Source organism: Sphingobacterium athyrii, assembly GCF_003071065.1.
GTDB lineage: Bacteria > Bacteroidota > Bacteroidia > Sphingobacteriales > Sphingobacteriaceae > Sphingobacterium > Sphingobacterium athyrii.
The window spans coordinates 320099-343450 of the sequence record NZ_QCXX01000005.1 but is presented as its reverse complement, the minus strand read 5'-3'; the positions used below and the strand labels follow the sequence as shown (position 1 = coordinate 343450).

The 23352-nt window shown below is 40.1% G+C and carries 30 protein-coding genes; 19 read left to right on the top strand and 11 right to left on the bottom strand.

What is annotated here, in order from left to right; translation table 11 throughout:
* Positions 1 to 24 precede the first annotated feature (24 nt).
* Complete coding sequence (locus tag DCO56_RS19365) at positions 25 to 1182, bottom strand: ATP-binding protein (protein ID WP_108635399.1); 1158 nt, start codon at positions 1180 to 1182, stop codon at positions 25 to 27.
* 203 nt (positions 1183 to 1385) lie between these two features.
* Here DCO56_RS19365 and DCO56_RS19360 point away from each other — a divergent pair, with 203 nt between their 5' ends.
* From DCO56_RS19360 to DCO56_RS19305, 11 genes are all read left to right on the top strand, one after another.
* Entirely contained in the window at positions 1386 to 2381 is a 996-nt protein-coding gene (locus DCO56_RS19360; protein ID WP_108635398.1) for an AraC family transcriptional regulator, read from the top strand.
* 738 nt (positions 2382 to 3119) lie between these two features.
* A complete protein-coding gene (locus DCO56_RS19350; RefSeq protein WP_108635396.1) occupies positions 3120 to 3740 on the top strand; it encodes a hypothetical protein in 621 nt (206 codons plus the stop codon).
* A 101-nt stretch (positions 3741 to 3841) separates the two neighbouring features.
* A complete protein-coding gene (locus tag DCO56_RS19345; RefSeq protein WP_108635395.1) occupies positions 3842 to 4549 on the top strand; it encodes a hypothetical protein in 708 nt (235 codons plus the stop codon).
* A gap of 106 nt (positions 4550 to 4655) precedes the next feature.
* A complete protein-coding gene (gene surE / locus DCO56_RS19340; RefSeq protein WP_108635394.1) occupies positions 4656 to 5465 on the top strand; it encodes a 5'/3'-nucleotidase SurE in 810 nt (269 codons plus the stop codon).
* Positions 5455 to 5715, top strand: coding sequence for a hypothetical protein (locus DCO56_RS19335; protein WP_108635393.1), 261 nt, complete (start codon positions 5455 to 5457; stop codon positions 5713 to 5715). The genes surE and DCO56_RS19335 overlap by 11 nt, the downstream gene beginning before the upstream one ends.
* 82 nt (positions 5716 to 5797) lie before the next feature.
* Positions 5798 to 6667, top strand: a complete 870-nt coding sequence (locus DCO56_RS19330; protein ID WP_108635392.1) for a menaquinone biosynthesis family protein — start codon at positions 5798 to 5800, stop codon at positions 6665 to 6667.
* A 230-nt stretch (positions 6668 to 6897) separates the two neighbouring features.
* Complete coding sequence (gene secA / locus DCO56_RS19325) at positions 6898 to 10185, top strand: preprotein translocase subunit SecA (RefSeq protein WP_108635391.1); 3288 nt, start codon at positions 6898 to 6900, stop codon at positions 10183 to 10185.
* 20 nt (positions 10186 to 10205) lie between these two features.
* A complete protein-coding gene (locus DCO56_RS19320) occupies positions 10206 to 10664 on the top strand; it encodes an SPOR domain-containing protein (protein ID WP_108635390.1) in 459 nt (152 codons plus the stop codon).
* 13 nt (positions 10665 to 10677) lie between these two features.
* Entirely contained in the window at positions 10678 to 11868 is a 1191-nt protein-coding gene (locus DCO56_RS19315; RefSeq protein ID WP_108635503.1) for a M20 metallopeptidase family protein, read from the top strand.
* Positions 11869 to 11878: 10 nt separating this feature from the next.
* Positions 11879 to 12451: a thiamine diphosphokinase gene (locus tag DCO56_RS19310; RefSeq protein WP_108635389.1), complete on the top strand. Its 573-nt coding sequence runs from the start codon at positions 11879 to 11881 to the stop codon at positions 12449 to 12451.
* Positions 12448 to 12948: a GNAT family N-acetyltransferase gene (locus tag DCO56_RS19305; protein ID WP_108635388.1), complete on the top strand. Its 501-nt coding sequence runs from the start codon at positions 12448 to 12450 to the stop codon at positions 12946 to 12948. Before DCO56_RS19310 ends, DCO56_RS19305 begins: the two co-directional genes overlap by 4 nt.
* Here the strand turns inward: DCO56_RS19305 and DCO56_RS19300 are convergent.
* Complete coding sequence (locus DCO56_RS19300) at positions 12945 to 14249, bottom strand: M20/M25/M40 family metallo-hydrolase (protein ID WP_108635387.1); 1305 nt, start codon at positions 14247 to 14249, stop codon at positions 12945 to 12947. The genes DCO56_RS19305 and DCO56_RS19300 overlap by 4 nt on opposite strands.
* Before the next feature lie 266 nt (positions 14250 to 14515).
* Between DCO56_RS19300 and DCO56_RS19295 the strand changes: the two genes are divergently transcribed.
* From DCO56_RS19295 to DCO56_RS19285, 3 genes are read left to right on the top strand one after another with little or no spacing between them, the layout of a single operon-like run.
* A complete protein-coding gene (locus DCO56_RS19295) occupies positions 14516 to 14830 on the top strand; it encodes a rhodanese-like domain-containing protein (RefSeq protein ID WP_070562591.1) in 315 nt (104 codons plus the stop codon).
* A 1-nt stretch (position 14831) separates the two neighbouring features.
* On the top strand, positions 14832 to 15131 hold the full coding sequence (locus DCO56_RS19290; RefSeq protein WP_108635386.1) for a hypothetical protein: 300 nt from the start codon (positions 14832 to 14834) through the stop codon (positions 15129 to 15131).
* 1 nt (position 15132) lies between these two features.
* Positions 15133 to 15375, top strand: coding sequence for a DUF6358 family protein (locus DCO56_RS19285; protein WP_108635385.1), 243 nt, complete (start codon positions 15133 to 15135; stop codon positions 15373 to 15375).
* Between the two features lie 82 nt (positions 15376 to 15457).
* On the opposite strand, the gene gcvT is transcribed toward DCO56_RS19285, so the two are convergent.
* From gcvT to DCO56_RS19255, 6 genes are all read right to left on the bottom strand, one after another.
* Complete coding sequence (gene gcvT / locus DCO56_RS19280) at positions 15458 to 16540, bottom strand: glycine cleavage system aminomethyltransferase GcvT (protein WP_108635384.1); 1083 nt, start codon at positions 16538 to 16540, stop codon at positions 15458 to 15460.
* An 80-nt stretch (positions 16541 to 16620) separates the two neighbouring features.
* Complete coding sequence (locus DCO56_RS19275) at positions 16621 to 17442, bottom strand: DUF6929 family protein (RefSeq protein ID WP_146191089.1); 822 nt, start codon at positions 17440 to 17442, stop codon at positions 16621 to 16623.
* Positions 17439 to 18125, bottom strand: a complete 687-nt coding sequence (locus DCO56_RS19270; RefSeq protein WP_108635382.1) for a pseudouridine synthase — start codon at positions 18123 to 18125, stop codon at positions 17439 to 17441. The genes DCO56_RS19275 and DCO56_RS19270 overlap by 4 nt, the downstream gene beginning before the upstream one ends.
* 1 nt (position 18126) lies before the next feature.
* Positions 18127 to 18495: a DUF4359 domain-containing protein gene (locus DCO56_RS19265; RefSeq protein WP_108635381.1), complete on the bottom strand. Its 369-nt coding sequence runs from the start codon at positions 18493 to 18495 to the stop codon at positions 18127 to 18129.
* Positions 18496 to 18640: 145 nt separating this feature from the next.
* Positions 18641 to 19138: a DUF4112 domain-containing protein gene (locus tag DCO56_RS19260; RefSeq protein ID WP_108635380.1), complete on the bottom strand. Its 498-nt coding sequence runs from the start codon at positions 19136 to 19138 to the stop codon at positions 18641 to 18643.
* A gap of 2 nt (positions 19139 to 19140) precedes the next feature.
* Positions 19141 to 19857 carry an SIMPL domain-containing protein gene (locus DCO56_RS19255; RefSeq protein WP_108635379.1) on the bottom strand — a complete coding sequence of 239 codons (717 nt, stop codon included), beginning with the start codon at positions 19855 to 19857 and terminating at the stop codon, positions 19141 to 19143.
* A 162-nt stretch (positions 19858 to 20019) separates the two neighbouring features.
* Between DCO56_RS19255 and DCO56_RS19250 the strand changes: the two genes are divergently transcribed.
* The gene (locus DCO56_RS19250; RefSeq protein WP_104384719.1) at positions 20020 to 20211 is read left to right on the top strand and encodes a cold-shock protein; all 192 of its coding nucleotides are present in this window, start codon (positions 20020 to 20022) and stop codon (positions 20209 to 20211) included.
* A gap of 112 nt (positions 20212 to 20323) precedes the next feature.
* Positions 20324 to 20521: a quinol oxidase subunit 4 gene (locus DCO56_RS19245; protein ID WP_108635502.1), complete on the top strand. Its 198-nt coding sequence runs from the start codon at positions 20324 to 20326 to the stop codon at positions 20519 to 20521.
* Between the two features lie 99 nt (positions 20522 to 20620).
* Here DCO56_RS19245 and DCO56_RS19240 read toward each other — a convergent pair whose 3' ends face one another.
* The 3 genes from DCO56_RS19240 to DCO56_RS19230 all read right to left on the bottom strand — a co-directional run bounded on the left by DCO56_RS19240 (position 20621) and on the right by DCO56_RS19230 (position 22400).
* Positions 20621 to 21181, bottom strand: coding sequence for a DUF805 domain-containing protein (locus DCO56_RS19240; RefSeq protein WP_108635378.1), 561 nt, complete (start codon positions 21179 to 21181; stop codon positions 20621 to 20623).
* Positions 21182 to 21427: 246 nt separating this feature from the next.
* On the bottom strand, positions 21428 to 22150 hold the full coding sequence (gene recO / locus DCO56_RS19235) for a DNA repair protein RecO (protein WP_108635377.1): 723 nt from the start codon (positions 22148 to 22150) through the stop codon (positions 21428 to 21430).
* Positions 22134 to 22400, bottom strand: a complete 267-nt coding sequence (locus DCO56_RS19230) for a signal peptidase (RefSeq protein ID WP_108635376.1) — start codon at positions 22398 to 22400, stop codon at positions 22134 to 22136. Before DCO56_RS19230 ends, recO begins: the two co-directional genes overlap by 17 nt.
* Before the next feature lie 218 nt (positions 22401 to 22618).
* Between DCO56_RS19230 and rpmB the strand changes: the two genes are divergently transcribed.
* From rpmB to DCO56_RS19215, 3 genes are all read left to right on the top strand, one after another.
* Complete coding sequence (gene rpmB / locus DCO56_RS19225) at positions 22619 to 22852, top strand: 50S ribosomal protein L28 (protein WP_046672597.1); 234 nt, start codon at positions 22619 to 22621, stop codon at positions 22850 to 22852.
* Positions 22853 to 22929: 77 nt separating this feature from the next.
* Positions 22930 to 23112 carry a 50S ribosomal protein L33 gene (gene rpmG, locus DCO56_RS19220; RefSeq protein ID WP_002998409.1) on the top strand — a complete coding sequence of 61 codons (183 nt, stop codon included), beginning with the start codon at positions 22930 to 22932 and terminating at the stop codon, positions 23110 to 23112.
* A gap of 55 nt (positions 23113 to 23167) precedes the next feature.
* Complete coding sequence (locus DCO56_RS19215; protein ID WP_104384714.1) at positions 23168 to 23335, top strand: DUF4295 domain-containing protein; 168 nt, start codon at positions 23168 to 23170, stop codon at positions 23333 to 23335.
* Positions 23336 to 23352 lie beyond the last annotated feature (17 nt).

Here is a 23352-nt window from a genome sequence, read left to right as displayed (position 1 = left end):
GTAAATTTGAAATTTGCATAGTTATTAATCGACGTATTTATTTAAATTTTTGATTAAAACACTTAAAGAAACTACCTCGATGCCCTTGCTCATAGCCCAGCTTTCGGATGAAGGAATTACCACAAAAGTATGCTTGGGTTGAATATCTTTAATAGCTATATGATTGCCTTTGGACAAGGTTGGCGAATAGGAAGCTTTACATTCAATGGCAATAATTTGGCGATTGAGCTGTATCACAAAATCAATCTCGGCACCGCCTGCTGTTCGGTAAAAACAGATTTCCGCTTCGGGAAATGTACCTCGTAAATTGGCGAGTACAATCGTTTCCCAAATAGCACCAAAAGCCGGATGTCCTGAAAGCTCTTCAAAAGAACGAATACTCAGAAGTGCCGATACAATACCTGAATCAGAAATATATACTTTTGGTGCTTTTACCAAGCGCTTACCCATATTTGAAATATATGGTTCTACTACATCCACCATATAGGTACTTTTCAGCAAGTCAATATAATTTTTTACAGTTTGATTGCTTACTCCCAATGAATTGCCCAAAGTGGAATAATTGACGGTCTGTCCATTTACGTGTGCAAGCATCTGCCACAAACGCCTCATTGTGGCAGGAGTGAAATTGACCCATTGCAACAGGTCGCGCTCCAAAAAAGTAGCAATAAAACTATTAAGCCACTCAAAAGAAACGCGATCACTTATTGCTAGCATACTTCGGGGGAAACCTCCTCTTTCAAAATATTTTTCGATAGGAATATCCGGTAATTCAGACCATAAAAGAGGTGTTAATTGCTTGTAAATAATCCGTCCTGCAAGTGATTCAGAACTCTGCATTAATAAGTCCCGAGAAGCCGACCCTAAAACTACAAAGCAGCTTGGCTTATTCCATTCGTCGACCAAACTCCTGAGAAGGGGAAAAAGTTCTGGCTTTCGCTGAATTTCATCAATGCAAATTAGCTTGTCTTTCTGATTTGAAAGAAACCATTCCGCATCATTCAGCTTTTCTAGATCCGAAGGACGCTCCAAATCCAGATATAGGGTTTCGGATGGATAATCCGCCATTAAATGCTTTACCAATGTGGATTTGCCACATTGGCGAGGACCAATAATTGCTGTTACCGGAAAATGCCGTATCGCATCAAGTATATCCTGTCCGTTTATCCGAGGTAAAAACATTTTAGATCATTATTTCTATAAATAACAAAGATACAAAATTGATTGGAAACTATGCAAATCTCAAAGTAAATTTGAAATTTGCGTAGTTGATGGTTGGTATATTACCAATAGAATGGAAAGTTATTGCGACCGCAATAGGACCACCCATGCTTTGTTATTAGCAATAAAGTTATTAACTTTAAAACAATACACCAATTATTAGCATGCTCAAAACCAATTTTGTTCAATCGCTATATACACGATCAAATACCCCTAGGCAATACGACGGCTATCTGGCATTTTTGCCCGAGGGCGAGCGGCAGTTGTTTCCCGTAGCACTGGCAAGTCAGCGCATATTCCAGACAAGTGATTTCGTATGGATCGAATGTAAGGAAAATGGTATCGATACACCACGTTCCACGACCATTAAGATAGGGGATTATTCGCTTTGGGTTCATCTCCATTTCATTGGACAGGGAAAACTGAAGCTGACCGAATCATTGCTGATGTCTTCGGGGCAGGCCCATTGCTACCATTTAAATGAAGGGGAGCCAGAATTGCTCCTCGATGAAGGAAAATCATGGTTTCTGATCCTTGGGGTTGCGGGAAAACATCTGGACAGTTTAATGGTTGACTATCCGAAATTGAAGGAGTTGATGGCCGACGGTAATCAGCGTCCGCAATCTTATCTCGGATATACGCCGATTCAGAGTAAGCTCTATAATGTTTTGGAATCGCTGCGACGCTTTGAATTTCGTTCTTTTGGAACAGCCTTTCAACTCGCAAATTGGAACTTGCGCTTATTCCAGCAGCTATTTCAGGATCTAAAACCTAATCAGCAGCCTGCCGGAGATCACAGTGATACGTTGCTCTATCAGAAAGCTGTCATGTATATCCGTCGGCATTATGACGACGAAGATATGTCTGTCGCAAAAATTGCGGAAGCAATGAACGTCAGCCCCCGTAAGTTGTCCCGTAGTTTTCAGGGAAAGTCGTTCACGGTTGTTGGTATGATACTCGAATATAGATTGATGGATGCGAGGGAATACCTAATTCATTCGGATGATTCTCTGGCAGGGATAGCTTTCGCATTGAATTTTGCTTGTCCCAAACATTTTGCCCGGGCGTTTAAAAAGCGGTTTGGAATTGGTCCCAATGAGTTTAGAGCGCAACGTCGTAAAAAGGAATCCTTTGTTAAGCGATCATATCCCCAGTCTTAACGCGTAATCACATTTTTCATTACCTAGCCGACAGCCTTTAATCCATATTCATTTAGACGATGTTCAGTTCGGCGCTCTGCTGTCAACTTATGGTGACAAGTAGCGCTGTGCTTGTGTATTGCTTGAAAAATTTGGGTTCTGAAAGATCAGCGTCAACTGTAATACGCCAATCATTTGTATAAATGAGCTCGGCGGCGGCGTATTGTTAAGGACATTTGATGAAATGTTAAGGACGTTTAGTAAAATGTTAAGGACGTTTGGTGAAATGCTAAGGATATTTAGTGAAATGCTAAGGACGTTTGGTTAAATGATAAGGACATTTGATGAAATGTTAAGGACGTTTGGTAAAATGTCAAGGACATTTAGTGAAATGCTAAGGACGTTTGGTAAAACGCTAAGGACATTTGATGAAATGTTAAGGACATTTGATGAAATGTTAAGGACGTTTGGTAAAATGCTAAGGACATTTGGTAAAATGCTAAGGACGTTTGATGAAATGTCAAGGACGTTTTGTTCATCTCTCCTTAGCAACGGTAAGTGTTTGCTTACCCCTAAAATCTATGTTTAAACGGGTGTAGACGATGATTTTTGTCTAAATTTAGTATTAAGGTGTCAAAATCGGCAACAAAAAGTCCTGTCCTGCCGGAAAGTTGGCCGATTTTGCCCCCTAGTTCGTCAGCCCGCTGTCGTAGATTTGAGCCATTAACAAAATTAGTTACATTTTTAATTATTTCAATTATGGCAAAGCCAACATTATCAAACCAAATCAAGACAGAAGCAACATTGCTTAAGTATGCTGAAAATGTTTTCAAAAAATCTACTGAAAACGCCAATCTATTTCCAGAAGCCACAGCACTTTTGGCAGAACTCGGTGTCGTGCTCGAGCTTTTCCGGGACGGTATTACCGAAGCGAATTATCGCGACAAACGTCAGGTCGTGATCAAAAATCAATATGGATCCCGGCTAAAACAGGCCTTATACCATCTTTCTCTACACGTGGAACTTGTAGCAAATGGAGACGCCAATCTGATTTTGGCAGCGGGATTTATCCCATCGAAGACCAAGGTAAGCGGTAGCTACTATGGACTTTCTCCGAAGCCAAACGGACTGGTTGTACAGCTGGCTGTGCAAGGATTGCTGATCGCCGAAATGACGGTCAAATCGTGGAAAGGAGCTCGATTCTATCAATTTGAATACCGCGCGGTCGGTACGGTTCCTTGGACCACGGTCATTAGTCCAAAATCAAAGATAACGATTAAGGACTTGGAGCACCTCAAAGAGTACGAGTTTCGTGTAACCTACCTGGGGCCTGATCCGACACCGGTCTACAGTGACGTTGTTCGCTGTTATATCGTGTAACCTATAGGAGCGGTGATTTTCCGGAGCTAAGATCAAAGGCACGGAAAATTACCGCTCTTTTTTACGGAAAATATTTTTTTCTTTATTAGCTTTAAAAAACAATGACCAATTTAAGCATAACCATGGATCTTAAGAGCATCACAATCAATCATCCACTGCGGAGTATAAATTACCTGACAAAAGATATTGGTTTTCCAAGTAATCTGGAAGAACAGGCTTTATTGAATTACCGGAAAGCACACGACCAAGCTTGGTTTATGAAAATCCGCTTTGAACAGGAGCGGGGAAATGCCCTACTGGAATCCATAGCGCTGTCAGATCTAGACGCCGAGATTACCGAATTAGTAGCTATGTTAGATTGGTACAGCGATAAAGGTGCTTTGAACAAGGAATTGCCTTTGGTCGAGGTGGATATCAAATTACAGATCGAACTGCGCGACTGTTACCTCAAGATCGAGGCAGCACATCGCAATACCGTAAAATTCTATGATCGTATCGCGCTGCGCGAACAAGAGTATAATGATATCGTAGATACGTATTATAGGTATGACAAACCACTCGACCCGTTAAAATTTAACGTGCTGGATGATGTATTTGAATTTTCTAGTGATATGAATGTTGATATAGAATCGCTAAGTATCGATCTGGAGGATTTTTTATCTGTATTATCAAGTGTATATGACCTACTGGAAAAATATTTTGTAGCGTACCATGAGCTACATAAGGGCTATGGAGAGACAGTTCATAAAATGGCAGCACTTACAAAATCGGCTCAGGTACTCCGGCCATTCTGGGAAGCTCATACCTGATTCTTTCCTTCCTGAGATCCGGGCACCGCTGCTCAGATAAGCGAGCTGGTCTCGCAGTAATTATCATATTTTTTACTTCTCGGTTTTAGATTTATTAACTTCGTATATGGTAAAGAAAAAACCGAATATTTTAGTTGTTAATGACGATGGTATTACAGCTCCGGGAATTAAGGTGCTGTTGGAGGAAATGCAAAAAATCGGAAATGTCGTTGTCGTGGCACCGGACTCCGCTCAATCGGGGATGGGACATGCGATCACGCTCGGTAGGCCGCTGCGATTAGATAAGATCAATCTTTATGAAGGGGTTGAAATGTATCAATGTTCGGGAACACCGGTAGATTGTGTCAAGCTTGCCGTAAATAAAGTTTTCAAAGGGCAAAGACCGGATATCTGTGTGTCCGGTATTAATCACGGGCTCAATAATTCAATTAATGTTTTATACTCTGGAACAATGTCTGCTGCGGTCGAAGGAGCTATCGAAGGAATTCCTTCTGTAGGTTTTTCGCTGGACAATTTTTCCCATGATGCGGACTTTAGTTACTGTAGACCTTATGTGATTTCCATAACGGAACAAGTTTTGGCCAACGGCCTACCCAAAAATACATTGCTCAATGTCAATTTTCCGCAAACACAAGGATTTAAAGGTATTAAAATTTGCAGACAGGCTGGAGGGCACTGGGTAGAGGAATTTGATGAACGTATTGATCCGCATAACCGTGACTATTATTGGACGACAGGAAAATTTGTCTTGCAAGACCGTGGAGAAGATACGGATAGTTTTGCATTAGCAAATGGCTATGTATCCGTTGTTCCTACACAATTTGACATGACCGCACATCATGCTATTCCGGAACTGAATTCATGGAGTTTTGATCATTTGGATGGTATGACCAAATACAGCAAGAGTGAAAAATAATCTTTGGATAGGCCTGGGCATAGGCCTTATATTTCCCTTAATCGCATTTTTGCTGGTGCGTTTCACCGATCTTGAACTTCATTTTCTGCCCGAGAAGCCAATGGCAACATATACCATTGCCGTATTGATCAATTTGATTTTTTTAAGGTTTGCGTATCGCTCAGGAAATGATCACATAGGGAAAGGAATTATCATCATGACATTTTTGGCCATGATATTATATTTAATTACACATAAAGTGACTGTATAAAACAAAAATGTAAATTCACTGTGGCTATACCACAGCGATTGTCTAAAATGTTTTATCTGTCCATTTTTTAAAGAAGAATAAAATGAAATTAACATTGGGGTTTTCTCCCTGTCCGAACGATACATTTATTTTTGATGCCTTGATCCATCATAAAATAGATACCAAAGGGTTGGATTTTGACGTAGCTTATCAGGACGTTGAGACATTGAATTTAAAGGCTTTTCAGGGAGAACTGGATATCACCAAATTGAGTTATCATGCTTTTGCTTATGCCGTTGAAGATTACGAACTGTTGGATGCGGGCAGCGCCTTGGGATTTGGCGTAGGGCCGATGCTGATTACTAAAGATGCTGCTTTGGCAGATGTGCTCCAGGAGAAGCTAAAAAATGCTGACGGTCTAGGCGAATTTGATAAGTTAAAGGTGGGATATCCAGGGAAGTTTACGACTGCAAATTTTCTGTTGGGCTTGGCATTTCCGGAATTAACCAATAAAATAGAACTGGTTTTTTCTGATATAGAAGGCGCACTATTGGATGGTTCAATTGATTTGGGGCTTATTATTCATGAAAATCGGTTTACCTATGCAGAAAAAGGGCTGTATAAAGTCGTCGATTTGGGCGAATATTGGGAAAGTACGACAAAATTTCCGATTCCGCTGGGTGGTATTGTCGTAAAACGTTCATTGCCGAAGGATGTGAAAGAAACGCTTAATGCAATTTTAAAAGAGAGTGTCGAGTTTGCCTTTGCAAATCCAAAGTCCGGATTGGAATTTATCCGTAGCCATGCGCAGGAGATGAGTGAGGAAGTGATGTATAAGCATATTGAACTTTATGTCAATAAATATTCAGTTGAATTGGGCATTGAAGGACGGAATGCAATTACTAAAATGTTTCAAAAGGCACAGGAGATGGGCTTTATCCCGCATTCGGATAAAAAATTGTTTCTTTCATAACACCGTTTTACGATTTGGTGGCCGCAATAGCCGGAGGCTCGTGCAGCAGCGCTACCGGTTGGTAAAATAAGATGCGCATCCGATTGAAAAAAATAACGCAAAAAAAATAGTGGTAAGCTGTTAGATATCATATCTAATAACTAAATTTGCCCGATTAGTGTCAAATTGTCTGCAATTTTACTTTGGAGTCATTATTGTACAAAATCTTTAGTTGAGATAGAAAAAAAATTATGTTAAAGTTTTTAAGTAAATTATTTGGAAGTAAATCCGAAAGAGATATCAAGGGGATTCAGCCGGTTGTAGAGCAAATCAAAGCTGAATATGATAAACTTTCAAATCTAACCAATGACGAGTTACGTGCCAAGACCGCTGACTTCAAAGAAAGAATTAAAAATTACCTCGCAGATATTGACCAAGAAATAGATACGCTAAAAGCTGAAGCGGATCAAGATGAGGACGATATGGCTAAAAAGACTTCTATTTACGAACAAGTGGACAAATTGTCGAAAGATCGTGATAAGAAGTTGGAAGAGGTGTTGAAGGATATTTTGCCCGAGGCGTTTGCTGTGGTGAAGGAAACTTCAAGACGTTTGACAGAAAACGAAGAATTGGAAGTTACTGCCAGCGATTTTGACCGAGAACTTGCTGTCTACAAGCCAAACGTTATTATCAATGGTGATAAAGCGATCTGGAAAAACAAGTGGATGGCAGCAGGTACTGAGGTAACCTGGAATATGATACATTATGATGTACAGTTGATCGGTGGTATTGTTCTGCATAGTGGAAAGATTGCTGAGATGGCGACCGGTGAGGGTAAGACATTGGTCGGAACCTTGCCAACTTATCTAAACGCACTTTCCGGACAAGGGGTACATATCGTGACGGTCAATGACTATCTTGCCCGTCGTGACTCCGAATGGAACGCACCTTTATTTGAATTCCATGGCCTATCCGTAGATTGTATTGATAAACACCAACCAAACTCGCCACAACGTCGTAAGGCTTACCAATCGGATATCGTATATGGTACGAACAACGAATTTGGTTTCGACTATTTACGTGATAATATGGTTCAGACGCCTGATGCATTGGTGCAAGGTAAATTGCATTTTGCCATGGTCGATGAGGTTGACTCCGTTTTAATTGACGATGCCCGTACGCCATTGATTATTTCAGGTCCGATCCCGCGTGGCGATCAACATGAATTCTATCAATTAAAACCACGTATTGAGCGTTTGGTACATGTTCAAAAAGCTTATATCAATACCGTATTAAATGATGCTAAAAAGGCATTGGCTGCAGGTGATTCTGATGTAGAAGGTGGTGGTCTAGCTTTATTGAGAGCGTACAGGGGTTTACCTAAAAATAAAGCCTTGATCAAATTCTTGAGTGAAGGTGCCAATCGTTCTATCTTGCAAAAAGTAGAAAACTACTATATGCAAGAGCAAAATAAAAATATGCCTAAAGTTGATGCAGAGCTTTATTTTGTCATTGATGAGAAGAACAATCAGGTCGAACTGACTGAAAAAGGTATTGAATTAATCACAGCGACAGGAGAGGATCCGTCATTCTTTATTCTACCTGATGTAGGTACTGAAATTGCGGAAATTGAAAAGTCTTCGTTGACCTTGGAAGAAAAAGCTGCTCAGAAAGAAGATCTATTGCGTGATTACTCGATTAAAGCAGATCGTATCCACTCCATTAATCAACTATTGAAAGCATATACCCTGTTTGAGAACGATGTGGAATATATCGTGGATGAGGGTAAAGTGAAAATTGTCGATGAGCAAACAGGCCGTATCATGGATGGTCGTCGCTACTCAGACGGTTTGCACCAAGCGATCGAAGCAAAAGAGAATGTGAAAGTCGAAGATGCGACACAAACTTACGCGACGATTACCTTGCAGAACTACTTCCGTATGTACCATAAACTTTCGGGTATGACAGGTACTGCTTCAACAGAAGCCGGAGAGCTTTGGGAAATTTATAAATTGGATGTAGTAGAAATTCCTACCAATCGTGTTGCCCAACGGGAAGACCGTCAGGATCTGATTTACCGTACTGCACGCGAAAAATACAACGCAGTAGCCGAAGAAATTCAACGGTTGACAGATCAGGGACGCCCTGTGCTAGTCGGTACAACATCGGTAGAAATTTCCGAGCTATTGAGCCGTATGCTTCAATTACGTAAGATCAGACATAATGTATTGAATGCAAAGCTTCACCAAAAAGAAGCCGATATCGTTGCTGAAGCCGGACGTCCCGGACAAGTGACTATCGCGACGAATATGGCGGGTCGTGGTACGGATATTAAATTGACTGAAGAAGTAAAAAATGCTGGTGGTCTTGCAATTATCGGTACTGAAAGACATGAATCCCGTCGTGTCGACCGTCAGCTACGTGGTCGTGCTGGTCGTCAGGGAGATCCGGGATCATCACAATTCTTCGTATCGTTAGAAGACAACTTAATGCGTTTGTTTGCTTCTGAAAGAATCTCCAATATCATGGTGAAAATGGGGGTCGAAGAGGGTGAAGTGATGCAACATAGCATGTTGACCAAATCTATCGAACGAGCACAACGTAAGGTTGAGGAGAACAACTTTGGAATTCGTAAGCGTCTATTGGAATACGATGACGTAATGAACTCACAACGTACTGTAATCTATACGAAGCGTAAAAATGCATTGTTTGGTGAACGTTTGGATGTGGATTTGAATAATATGATCTTTGACGTTGCTGAGGAGATTGTCGCTGAAGCGAAGGAGCAAGGAAATTACGAAGACTTTCAAATTGAGGTCATCCGTATTTTTGCCATCACACCAGAAATCACGGCAGAAGAATTTGCCCAAGGAAAGATCGAAGGGTTGACAGATCGTCTTTTTGATCAAGCAAGCAGAGCATATCATCATAAAATAGAAGCGATTGGTGCATTAACAGTTCCTGTATTGAATAATGTGTATGCTGAACGAGGACAGATTGTTGAAAACGTGGTAATTCCATTTACAGATGGTATCCGTGGTATTCAAGTTTCTGCGAATCTGAAGAAAGCGATTGATAGCAATGGTAAAGAGGTTTTCAAATCCTTTGAAAAAGGCATTGTATTGGCTTTGATCGACGAAGCATGGAAAGAGCATTTACGTGAAATGGATGATCTAAAACAATCTGTTCAAAATGCTGTTTATGAACAAAAGGATCCAATCATTATCTATAAAATGGAAGCCTTTAATTTGTTCAAGTCTATGTTGGCTTCTATGAACAAGGACGTCGTGAGCTTTATTTTCAAAGGTGAGATCCCAGGGCAGGAAACAACCTCATTACAGGCTAGACAAGTAACCCAAGCACCTGTAAAAACGGTTGAAACAAAAGCAGAGTTGGCTTCCCCAACAGGTGTCAGTGAAGAGGATATGAATGATGGTCCAAAAGAACCTGTTCGTAACGAGAATACAGTGGGACGCAATGACGAATGTCCTTGTGGTTCCGGTAAAAAATATAAAAATTGCCACGGCGCAAATAACTAATCGATAAGAAAGGTTAAACTATGCTGAAGAGAGGATTGATTTTCATACATGCATTTGTGCTATTTACGATCGTTCATGTAAAAGCACAGGAAAAGGGTGGAGTTATTGTAACCAAAGATTCTTTGATTACACAGCTTCAAAATTTTAGGGCAGCAATGGGAATCAATCCTGTCGAAAGCAAAACCACAACAGTCCCTTCGAAACCTGTTGTACGATCTGCTGCAACACGCGTCAAGGTGAGAGGTTTTCGCGTGCAGATCTTTGCCGGAGCCAGTCGAAACCAAGCTTTTTCGGAGCAAACTCGTTTTCGGGGAATGTATAAAGATGTTGATACCTATATCACTTATGATGAACCCAATTATCGGGTGAAGGTGGGCGACTTTAGAAGTCGTTCCGAAGCAAATGCGTTTATGCGTGAGCTGCGGCAATATTTTAGTAACGTTTTCGTATTTTCAGAAAGCGTTTTTGTTTATCAATAAATCAAACAACCTCATGGCAAGTACGAAAGAAAAAGTCCTGGCCTTAGCCCATCAATATTTTGAAGATACAGTTGCTAACCGCAGACATCTTCATCAAAATCCTGAACTTTCCTTTGAAGAATATAATACCTCGGCATTTGTAAAGGTACAGCTGGATCAATTAGGAATCCCTTACGAAGCAAAAGCAGACACAGGTATTGTGGCCTTAATTCAGGGTGAACTCCCTTCGGATGAAGTAATCGCCTTGCGTGCGGATATGGATGCATTGCCTATTCAAGAAGTTGAAGGCCGACCTTATGGATCCAATACTCCGGGGGTCATGCATGCTTGTGGCCATGATGTACACACGTCCTCGTTGTTGGGAACCGCAAAGATATTACATAGCCTGAAAGCTGAATTTGGTGGCACGGTGAAATTAATCTTTCAGCCCGGGGAAGAGCGTTTGCCCGGCGGAGCGTCCATTATGATCAAAGAAGGAGCACTACAAAATCCGGCACCTTCCGCTATCATAGGTCAACATGTAATGCCGTTTATCGAAACGGGCAAAGTCGGATTTCGTGAAGGTAAATACATGGCTTCCTGTGATGAGTTGTTTATGACCGTAAAAGGAAGAGGGGGGCATGGAGCACATCCGCATCAGAATATTGATCCGATTGTGATCACAGCGCATATTATTACCGCTTTACAGCAGATAGCAAGCCGTTTTGCGGATCCGCGTACACCGACTGTTCTGTCTTTTGGCAAAATCATTGCTAATGGTGCGACAAATATTATTCCTGACCAGGTTTATCTCGAGGGTACATTCCGGACATTCGATGAGCAATGGCGCACAGAAGCACATGAGGCGATGGTGAAAATGGCTGTCGGAATCGCCGAAAGTATGGGGGCTACCTGTGACTTTGAAGTGCGTAAAGGCTATCCATTTTTGATTAACGCCCCTGAACTCACCAAGAATGCACGTGCTTTTGCGGAGGAGTATCTCGGAAAGGAAAATGTCGTTGATTTGGACCTTTGGCCGGCTGCGGAAGATTTCTCGTACTACTCGCAGGAGATCAATGCTTGTTTCTACCGATTAGGTACAGGAAATAAGGCGAAAGGAATAGCTTCTGCGGTGCATACGCCTACATTCGATGTCGATGAATCCGCATTGGAAATCAGTACGGGGTTGATGGCTTACATCACCTTGCGCAGATTAGGTTTTTAAATCTTTCGAAATGTCATCACATCATATCGTTCGAGAGAACCAGGAACCTGCTCTGCTGATTGAAGATCTTTTTCTGATCGACGAAGAGAATTTGGGGCAACTGCTGGAATGGAGCCCATCTATTGTCATCGAAAATAATCTGGTTGATCAGCTGGATGCGAGAGGATACAAGTTTGATGTTGTTTTTGCGCAGAATCATATAGAGCCGCTCCAGGAAAATTTAAAAGTCATCCCGTATCGTGATAATTTTTTACAGTCCGCCATCGAATATCTTGTTGAACATCAGTATAAGGCGGTCAATATTATTACGGATCAAATAAGTCTTGCACACTACCAGCGCTACCTGGATCTGATCAATGTGGTATTATTGGCCCGAGGAATGCGCTACTATTTTGTTACTACCAGTTTTACAAAATGGAAAGTGGGCGGGGAGCAGCTAAAAATAGACAGCCAAGGCGAAGAAATTGTGACAGAAGGACTTCGGAAAATAGATGAAGATCTTTATGAAACCGAGAAAGACGGCTTATTTAAGCTCGGATTTTCAGAATCAAAATATATTTTAATAGGAGAGACGATCGCATGATAACGATAGAATTGGCCGAACAGACAGACATCCGTAGTATTTCCAATATGGCCTATATCATATGGCCGGACGCTTATGGAGAAATACTTTCAAAAGAACAGATTGATTTTATGCTGGAGAAAAGCTATACCGTTGAGGGATTAGCTGAGGGAATGGTAAATGGGCAGTTTTTTTATATTTTGAAGGAAGATGGTATCGGTCAGGGTTTTATTGCACTGAAAACTTTTGCAGATAAACTCCGGATTGAAAAGCTCTATTTGATGCCCAATGTACAGGGGAAAGGTTTCGGGAAGGCGTTGATTGATTTTGCCATGGACAAAGCAAAAAACAAAGGCAAGGATATTTTGGAACTCAATGTCAATAGAAATAACCCTGCTTATCATTTCTATTTAAAGCAGGGCTTTCAGGTTGTCGAAACTGTTGATATTCCCTATTATGACTTCGTATTGAATGACTATGTCATGCAACGGGCAATAGATCGTACAGCCGCTTCTTAATCTTTTAATTTTTCCACACGTGAAGGCGTTTGTTTGCCTTCCACAATGCCCGAAGTGCCGATAGCGATTGCCTCGATGCTGGAAATAATATTTTGAACGTTTAACGTGGCGACTTCATCCTTTACCGTATGGTAATATTCATCCTTGTCCATTTGGGATGTAGAAAATGAATGTGCGGGCACACCCTTTGCCGCTAACACAGCATTGTCACTGCGATAGAATAAATTTTGTTTTGTATACGGATCAGGATAAAATTTGAAGGTTGTATTCTTTAGGTTTTCCTGCATTAATTTACCCAAGTCGGATTGATCATATCCCGTTATATAGACCGTATTCGGACCAAATTTTGAATCTTTTCCGATCATTTCCATGTTGATCATCGCCACGACCTGATCCGCATTGATATGGTTAGAAAAATATTTTGAACCATACATGCCGAGTTCTTCGGCTGTAAATGCCACAAAAATAAGTGTCCTTTCATTGCTGTTTTTCTTTTTATAGTAGTCTGCGAGGGTCAACATCGCCGTTACTCCGGATGCATCGTCATCGGCTCCGTTGGCGATTGAATCTTGTCCTACGGCAGGCAATATACCAATATGGTCATAATGCCCGGAAAAGATGACGTACTCATCGGGTTTGCTCTTTCCGGGGATAACACCGGCAATGTTAAAAAGCGGGAAGTGCTCAAGATCCCGTTCGATATGGACTTGAAATGTTTTTGGTGTTTCTGCGCTTAACAGATAGACTATCGAAGGTTTTTGTATGTTCGGATCTTCAATAAATTTAGGCTTGTTGAGCATTTGCCCAAAACGGACAAAAGAGGCTTCAAAAGAAGGGTCTACCAGTACAAGCGTGTTTTCTTTGGATAGGGAATGCTCCCGAAAGGCTTGGGAGAAATCTGCGCCGGATGCAATATAAACCACTTTTACAGGACTTTTTTCATCCCATTTGAGCGCGACGTGGTTACCCAATGATATGATATGCTCAGCGGGAACAGCCTTTTTATTGATCGTCGCGACGTTGCTTTTGGGCGAGAGCTTGTCCAGCTCGAATGTTTGTCTGAAAGACGTTTCGGCATAAGGCTTGAGACCTATTTTTTGCATCTCCCCTGCGATAAAATCTGCCGCTGGCTCAATGTCCTTTGTCAGAGCCGATCGTCCACGCATATCATCCGATGCCAAGGTATTTAAGATACGGCCCACATCGAGACGCTGTTGTTCAGAAATTACTTGCTGTCCAAAAGCAATGGAAGATAAGGCAACTAATGCGAATGTTAGAAATATTTTGGGTACTGAATTCATAACGTTAGTAATGTTCGGATGAAGATACTGATTTCGCCCGTAATTTTTGTGGAAATTCGTGCTATCCGCCAACTAAGGCTTATTATCTTTACCCTTAGGACGATAAAAGTTGAAATGAAGTTGTCATGTCTTTTAGTAAAAAGATGCATTCAATAGCGCTTTCGTGGTTCCCTTGAATGAGCAACAGATACGAATGTTCCTGATGGCCTTTGAAGACAGACAATTCAGAAAAAAATGTAGTATATTTGATTATAAATTTTTTGACAATGAAAGAAGTATCTGTACAGGAATTAAAGAATAAGATCGATAACAATGAAGATTTTCAATTGATTGATGTGCGTGAGTCATTTGAATATGAGGTTTCAAATTTGAACGGTTTGAATATTCCACTATCAGGAATCCTGATCGAGGCAGATAAAATCGCCAAAGACAAACCTGTTATCGTTCAATGTCGTTCTGGAAAACGTTCAGCGCAGGCAATTATGTTATTGGAACAACAAGGTTTTGATAATCTTGCAAATTTAAAAGGCGGCATTTTGGCCTGGAAAGAGGAAATCGATCCAGAGTTAGACGTTTATTAATATGAAAAATTTGGAGCATCAGACTAAACAGGCTTTCTTGTTTAGTCTTGCTTTTTATATCGTAGCCCTATTCGCCCGGCTATTTAGCTTAGGTATTTTCCCCATATTAGGCAGTCTTTCTATTCTATTATCCCTTTTGTGGGTGATATTGGTCTTACGGGAAATTATGCTTTCCAGGACAATTCCCAATAGTGAGCGGATGTTGATGGCACTGGCTATCGTACTGCTCAATATTATCGGTGGAGCTTTCTATTTCTTTGGTGGATGGAGACAACGGGTATTAGGATTAACAAAAAAATAATATGACAAAATATTTTATACTGAATATTGTATTGAACTTGGCCATTGTATTTTTGGCGTATTGTGGATTTGAAGGATATAAAGCCGGAAATATGCTGGTGACGGGATTGTCTATTGCATTTTTGGTGGTACTTATTTACCTTAAAGTTGTCTTAAGCAAACGCATAAAAGTTGTGATTCAGGAGAAAGATCGCGAGAAAAAGCAGCAATATGCAGCTAAGCAGACGAAGGGGAAAAGTAAATAGGAGCGAGTTTCTTACTTATAACACATAAAAAAGAGCAGAAAACGATCGTTTTCTGCTCTTTTTTATTTATTAGTCTCTACTATTATTTTACAAACGGTGGTTTTGTTACTTTAGCTTTTACTTTTTGATTACGGATATGGATAAAAATATCTGCACCGTCTTTTGCGAAGGCTGTATCTACGTAACCCAGACCAACCGATTTTTTCAACGTCGGAGATTGCGTTCCGGAAGTAACACGGCCAATCACATTGCCATCAGCATCTACGATCTCATAATCGTGACGCGGGATACCTCTGTCGATCATTTCAAAGCCAACCAGTTTCTTTTTAAGTCCGGCTTCTTTTTCGGCTTTAAGTGCAGCGGAGTTTACAAAGTCTTTCGTGAACTTCGTTACCCAACCTAACCCAGCCTCTAAAGGCGAAGTATTGTCGTCGATGTCATTTCCATAAAGGCAGAAACCCATTTCTAACCGTAAAGTATCGCGGGCACCCAATCCGATCGGTTTGATTCCGTAAGCTTTTCCGGCTTCAAAAATAGCGTCCCAAACTTTTTGTGCATCTTCATTGGCCACGTAAATCTCGAAACCACCGGCACCGGTATATCCTGTAGCGGATACCAATACGTTATCTACCCCGGCAAAAGTACCTTTGGCAAAAGTATAGTATTCCATTGGCGCAAGCTCGATATCTGTCAGCGATTGTAAGGCATCCGCTGCTTTAGGGCCCTGAACGGCAAATAAAGAAGTCTGGTCAGAAATATTTTTCATTTCCACACCATCGGTATTGTATTTGGAAATCCAGTTCCAGTCTTTCTCAATATTGGACGCATTGACAACCAAAAAATAGGTATTATCGTCGATTCGGTATGTTAGAAAATCGTCTACTACACCGCCAGTTTCGTTTGGAATATAAGCATATTGGACTTTACCGTCATATAATTTCGACACGTCGTTTGAAGAGATTTTTTGAAGAAGGTCCAGGGCCTTTTCACCTTTGAGGATGAATTCACCCATGTGGCTTACATCAAAAACTCCCACACCTGTACGAACTGTTTCGTGCTCATCATTGATACCGGTATATTGTACTGGCATGTTGAAGCCTGCGAAGGGAACCATCTTTGCTCCTAAAGCAATGTGCGTCTCCGAAAGGGCAGTATTTTTTAACATAAAAATTAAGTTTTAATCAGTTGCAAATTTAATAAAATATACGTGATTCCTAGCTTTGAATCTATTTTAGAACAAACGATTTAATTCGTTACATTCAACGAATAAACAGTCAGTTCAGCGTCTTCTGTATCCGTATCTTCGCATAGCAGGAAAATTAAACCCTTATCAGTTTTCTCCTTGAAGGTAATGCCCTCAAATTTATGATTTCCGGGGATCTGGAATACTTCCGGCCCGGAAGACAGATCAGCTGATATTTTTCCAAGTAATGACCCCGCGATCTCGCCGTCAAGATAGGTCGATTTCGCATCCTCCGCGGTCGCGATGAAATAAATGTCTTCACCGACCAGTGCGGCATCCGAAAAACCGGTACTGATTCCCTTTATCGTCGGTAATTCGACTGGAATACACCGCGATTTATCTTCAGCTTTACCGTTGTATTCTAAAATTGCATTGATTCCTTGTGGGCCATTGCCCCGATTAAACAACAATATCCGGTCATCAATATGAACCACCCCCTCGATGTTAAAGTCATCTTTACTGATCTTAAATTTCTGCATTAAATGCGCATAGATTTTGCTGTAGTCTTCCTTTATAACCTCGTTTCCATCCCAAATAAAACGATTGTTTCTTTTTTCAGTGGATCCCGATCCATAGAGGTAGTAACGGTTGCCATCGAAAGTAATGGATTCAAGATCCATTTTATTCGCTTTGCTGATATTTTCCATGGGCTCAGCTTCCAATAAGGCTGTTTTGGATAAGCGTTGCTGAGCGAGGTTGTAGCTATACAGGTAATTGCTGTTGTCCGAGACAATATGAAGCTCATCATTATGGTAGACAATACCAGATGCCGCCGTGATACCAGATATGCTAATAAATGCTTCAAGAATTAATTTTAACATCATTCGTGTATGTTTAAGATTCCAAGTACTTTCTGGAAATCGGATTGGACCGGAGCGGTTACATGGATGGTCTCGCCCGACAAAGGGTGTTTGAAGGTCACTTCCGAGGCATGCAATAGCATGGTATCCATCTGGTAGTTCTCTTTCCAGAATTTGTTTTGTTTATTGCAGCCATGCGGACGATCGCCGATAATGGGGTAAAAGATATGTGCAAAGTGACGCCGTAATTGATGCATGCGACCTGTAAGTGGATTGGCTTCAACAAGACTGTACCTTGACGTTGGAAATTTCCCGAAAGGAATATCGAGTTCACTCTTTGCTAATAATCGGAACGATGTCTGTGCATCTTGTAATGTGCCATTTTCCTTTTTCAAAGGATAATCGATAACCCCTTCCTCAGGCGCAAATCCTCGGAGCACGGCAAGGTATTTTTTATCAATTTGATGTTCCTGAAAGCTTTTTTGCAGGTATTGATCCGTTTCTTTGTTCAGCGAAAACAAAAGAACCCCGCCAGTTTTACGGTCCAGGCGATGAGCAGGGTATACGGTTTTGCCCAGCTGGTCACGTAGTAGTTGAAGGGCAAATTCGGACGTGTCACGCGCAATGGATGAACGATGTACCAAAAGACCATGCGGCTTATTGATCGCCACAATGGATTCATCTTCGTAAAGAATTTCTAAGGACATATTAGATTTTTTTCAATGCAGCAATAATTTCATCTGCTTTTTCATCAATCTTGGGGCTCAGCCAAATCTGTTTAAACGCGCCACCACCGATAATCTGTTCTGTGCCTTGCCATTTGATCTTGGTAAGGGAAAAAAGATAATAATTGTCTATAACAACGGAATTCTGGACAAAATTGTCCACTAATTTGTTGCCGAAAAGTTGCATTCCCAATCGGAAAAAAGCTTGGTCTTTTGCATGAAGCTGACTTTTTAGTAATTGCTCAGCCTTTGCACGGACAATTTTTTCATGTTCCTCTTTGCTCGGGTTTGTCAGTATAGCCGCCAGCATGATGACAATCAGAAGCAGGGCAAATATTCTTTTTTTGCTCATTTTTTAATGCTTAAATTAGTGTTGAGAGACCGTGTCACAACTGGATCTACCGCTATCAAAATTATTAAATAGATATTAGATATGCACAATTGTTTTATATCAAAGTTGTGCTGCAAAAGAAAGGTGGGATAAAAAGGGCTTGATCTTAGAAAGAAATCCCATTGAACAGTGAAAATGCCCAGGAGAAGAAAGTCCAGATCAGGTAACAAGTAGCAGCTATTAAGATAAATAGGATCAATACGATTGTTAAGATAATACCGATTCCCGAACCTTTGTGTCGACCCTCGTAATAGTGCTCACGCAGCAGTTTGATGTTCTTTTCATTGGCTTTACTGTAAAAGTCGAAAATATTACCAAGGAAAGGGATGCTCCCTAATATTGCGTCGAGGCTGATATTAAGTAGCATACGGATAACTAATTTGGGGCTAGCCCCATTTCGCCACATGGCGATGACCAGGACTAATGAGGTGCCGAAACCGGCAATAGCTCCGCCCAAAGGAATCAGGTTCAAAATAGGGTCTAGTCCGAAACGAAAGTTACCAATCTTGAATTGATTATCCATTAGCCAGGATATTCGATCTATCCAACCGAAATCCTGGTCAATTTGTTTCTTTTTATCTTCTGGAGATAATTCCCGCTGCATGATTATAATAACTCGAATGAGGCGCTGATTTCGCTCGTTACTTTCATTGGTCTGATATTGAGATCAAGACCACCATCACTGGCAACATCGGCTGCTTCGGCCATGGCACCTTTATACATTGCATTACGCATCATAGGCTGGGCGCTAAAGATAATCTGTTGCGGTGTTTCCGAAAGTACGATCGCTTTACCGATTTTTTGTCCAGCTGCTTCGGCAAGAATCTGCGCATTCGCCTTCGCATCCAATACAGCTTTCGTTTTTAAGGTCTTTTCAAGTTCTTTTTTCTTCGAGTAATCGTATTCACTGATGTAAGTGTTCTGAATGCCTGCTCTGTCAACACCATCCAACAATTGGTCTAAATTGTTTAGGTTAGTGACCTTAATGCGGTATTGTCTGGAAAGCAGAATATCGGTATCCTTTTTCTTTTTTTCAGGTGTATTGTAACTCCAGATATTCTGGATCGTAAAATCTTCTTTTTTAACACCGGCTTTTGTTGCAGAGTCGAAGAGATCTTTTTCTAACTTGTCTATGGCAACCTTTTTCTTGGTGTTTCCATTGTCATAAAATTCCTTCAGTGTAACATCTATATAGATGATGTCCGGGGTTACTTCTTCTTCTGCGCGACCCACTGTGGATACAAATTCTTTATTTACCATTTGTTGAGCGTTTAGTTTTGTCATCAAACCTAAAAAAGCCAGTCCTAATAATATTTTTTTCATGTTTTACTATCTTAAAGTTTTATAATAATACGATTGCTATTGTCGCATTGCTACAAGATTGGAGCCAAAGTAGACAAAAAAGTTTAACGGATAAAAAAAATAAAAACGTTAAGATTTTTGATTTTATTTCTATACCTTTAGGGAAATTAATAAAATAGTGCCATGCAAGAAGGTAAAGTAAAATTCTTTAATGAGACCAAAGGTTTCGGTTTCATCATCCCTAATTCAGGCGAGAGCGAGATTTTTGTTCACGTTTCTGGATTAATTGACAAAGTTCGTGAGAATGACAATGTATCTTACGAAGTTGAACAAGGCCGTAAAGGTCTTAATGCGGTAAATGTAAGAGTTATCTAATTAGATTCAAGATATATTTATTGTGAAAAGGCCCATGCGATAAGCATGGGCTTTTTTATTGAAATAAAATTTGGACTGATAATTGCATAAATGTTTCAAATAGATGTTTAACATGAAACGTACTTTAATAGTAATCCTTTCTGTGGTGATGGCAATTTCAATGTCCGCATGTTATTCCACCCATCATGGGCATAGACATGGGCGTGGACCAAAAGGCATGCCTCCAGGTCAGGCAAAAAAATATTATGGAGAACAATCAGCTAAAGATTTTGCTCCGGGACAACAGAAGAAAAAGAAACATAGACATTGATCTCGCTGAATTTCACTTTCGCTGAAAATTTCGCAATCACAAGACAAAAAAAGAGCTTTCATTACCATGAAAGCTCTTTTTTTGTTCCGTTAGAACGACCTATGCAAATGGATCTTTATCTGCAGGAGGTGTTGAAGGTGCAGGAGGCGTTTGTGAATTTCCAAACGGATCATTGTTCCCCGTATTTTGTGCTGGCTGTGAACTTCCAAAGGAGTTATTCGGTTGTGAAGAACCAAATGGATCTTGTGGCTGATTGAATGGATGGTTTGTCCCGCTTTCAACGGCCTTTGGATCCGGACCATATTGATTGGGACCTTTGTCACCTTCTAAAATCTCTAAATAGAATAGGTAGATTCCACCTACAAATGGGATTAATGATACAAATATAAACCAGCCGGATTTGTTGGTATCATGAAGTCTTCTTACGGTAACAGCTAAGGCAGGTACCAGTATGGCCAAATAGGCAAGGCCCATAATGCCGTAAAACAGACTGCCTAATGTATCACTGATCACAGATAAAATGCCACCGACAATACCAAGTGCAAAGAATAATACAAATACAGCGAGCACGAACATCCAATATTCTTTTCTGCGGGCTCTACCTTCAAAATTTGCGTAGTTGTCTCGGACAACTTTTAAAAAGGCTTCTTTAATTTCCATATAATTTTAAGATTTTTAGGTGAAAAATATGTTAGTAAATCAAAATGTTAATATAATTCTGTTACAATAAATGTACCAAGAATTTATCTGGGAAAACAATTATTATAGATATATAAGTGTCTGAAAATAGCGTCTTTGCCGAAACTTGAACAAGCAACAAGTATTTATTTAGGTGAAAAGCCTGTTAATTGGTTCTGAGTAGGAAATAGACAATCTTTTGAAAAAGGATCTAATAGGACAGATGTTTTATCTAAAAATCTCTTCCAAAATATACAGCGATTTTATCTCCTTGAAATTTGTGCGATGAAGGCGGTAGAAATCCAATAATTTTTCCAATAAAAACTGCCTGTCTGTACTGGACATTCTGATACGGTCACAATTTGAATATTCAGCTTCAGTCAGGCTCCGAAAAATTGATGTGTGGGGTTCCTGAAGCACGAATGGATGTTCCGGCAGTAGATTTGAAAACGTTGCTTCATGTAGGTTAAAATAAGGAAGAGCTCGTTTGGAAACCGTTGGATAAAATCCAAGGAATCGCGTTAGTTTGATTAAAAATACCAAGTGAAAATTGGCCAGGTTGAGATGTGTTTCGTCTAACCAGCGGACAGACTGATGGATGAATTCAAATAGATAAGGATCACTTTCCTGTTCTTTCAATATTTTGTACAATATTTCATTTAAGAAAAGAGCTAATGAACTTTTTATAATATCGTAAGGTATTTCCTGTAATACTGGTGTCTGCCGGGCTTCGGAAATACGCTGTAGTGAGCCATTGTCCTTATGCGTTGCTATAATTTCAAGTAGATGCAGAGGCTGTAAGATATTGGCTTTGATTTTGGCCTTTGGCTTACGTGCGCCGGCAATAAGGTATGATTGCATACCAAAGGATTCGGTATATATCTGTGCAACGAGGCTGCTTTCCGAATAATTCGTTGTTTTTAAGACGATACCTCTAGTTTTGTTCAGCATCCCCTTCCTTTTCTTTTTTATGAATTTCCTCCTTATGAGCCTCTTCACGCATTTCAATAAGTGCATCGCGGTCCACTTTCCGAATCATTCGATAGATTAATGTCAGGATACCAATACCGAATGTAATAACTCCGATGATCATGGCTAACTTGTACCAGTTAGATCGTTGCTCCATGAGGTAATAACCTAGGATAACGAACAACGTGCCGATGATTATTTCTCTTAGGCCCTTGCGAAGATATTTGTTCATAAATGTGAATTGTTGAAAACTATTTTTGTTTACAGAGCAAATATAATACAATAAAATGCTTTATTTTTGCCCATACCGTTCCTGTGTAGAACTATTTTTAAAAATAATTCCCATAATGTTGTTGCTTATCTAAAAAAAAATATAGATATTTGCAAACTCTTTGCAGAGAGTGCAAAGGATTAACATATTGTAATAAAGACAACAAAAAAGATAATATCATGTCAAGAATTTGTGATTTAACAGGCAAAGCGGCGTTAACAGGAAATAACGTTTCTCACTCAAACGTTAAAACTAAACGTAAATTCTATCCAAATTTACAAACTAAACGTTTTTACATTCCAGAAGAAGATCGTTGGATTACGTTGAAAGTATCTACTTCTGCTATCAAGACCATCAACAAGAACGGCATTACAGCTGCGATCAATAAATTTATCGTTAAAGGATCAATTTAATATTGATTTATCGCCTGTTACATTAAGATTATTCATGAATTTCAATCCTATATTAGGATTCAAAATAAAGTAAAACAATGGCTAAAAAAGGAAATAGAGTACAAGTTATCTTAGAATGTACTGAACACAAAGAAAGTGGTCTTCCGGGAATGTCTCGTTACATCACTACTAAAAACAAAAAGAACACAACTGAGCGTTTGGAGTTGAAAAAATTCAATCCAGTATTGAGAAAAGTTACTGTTCATAAAGAAATTAAGTAATTCACCCATTCTTAGCACTTGCAAATAGCGGGCTGAGTAAAAATATTTAAATACCATGGCAAAGAAAGCAGTTGCATCGTTACAAAAAGGTGGCGGTAAAGAATTTACAAAGGTTATTGTTACTACTAAATCTGCAAAAACTGGCGCGTATACTTTCAAAGAAGGTATGGTTCACAACGATAAAGTGAAAGACGTGCTTGCAGAAGCTCAAAAAAATAACTAGTAACATTTTCCTTTTTT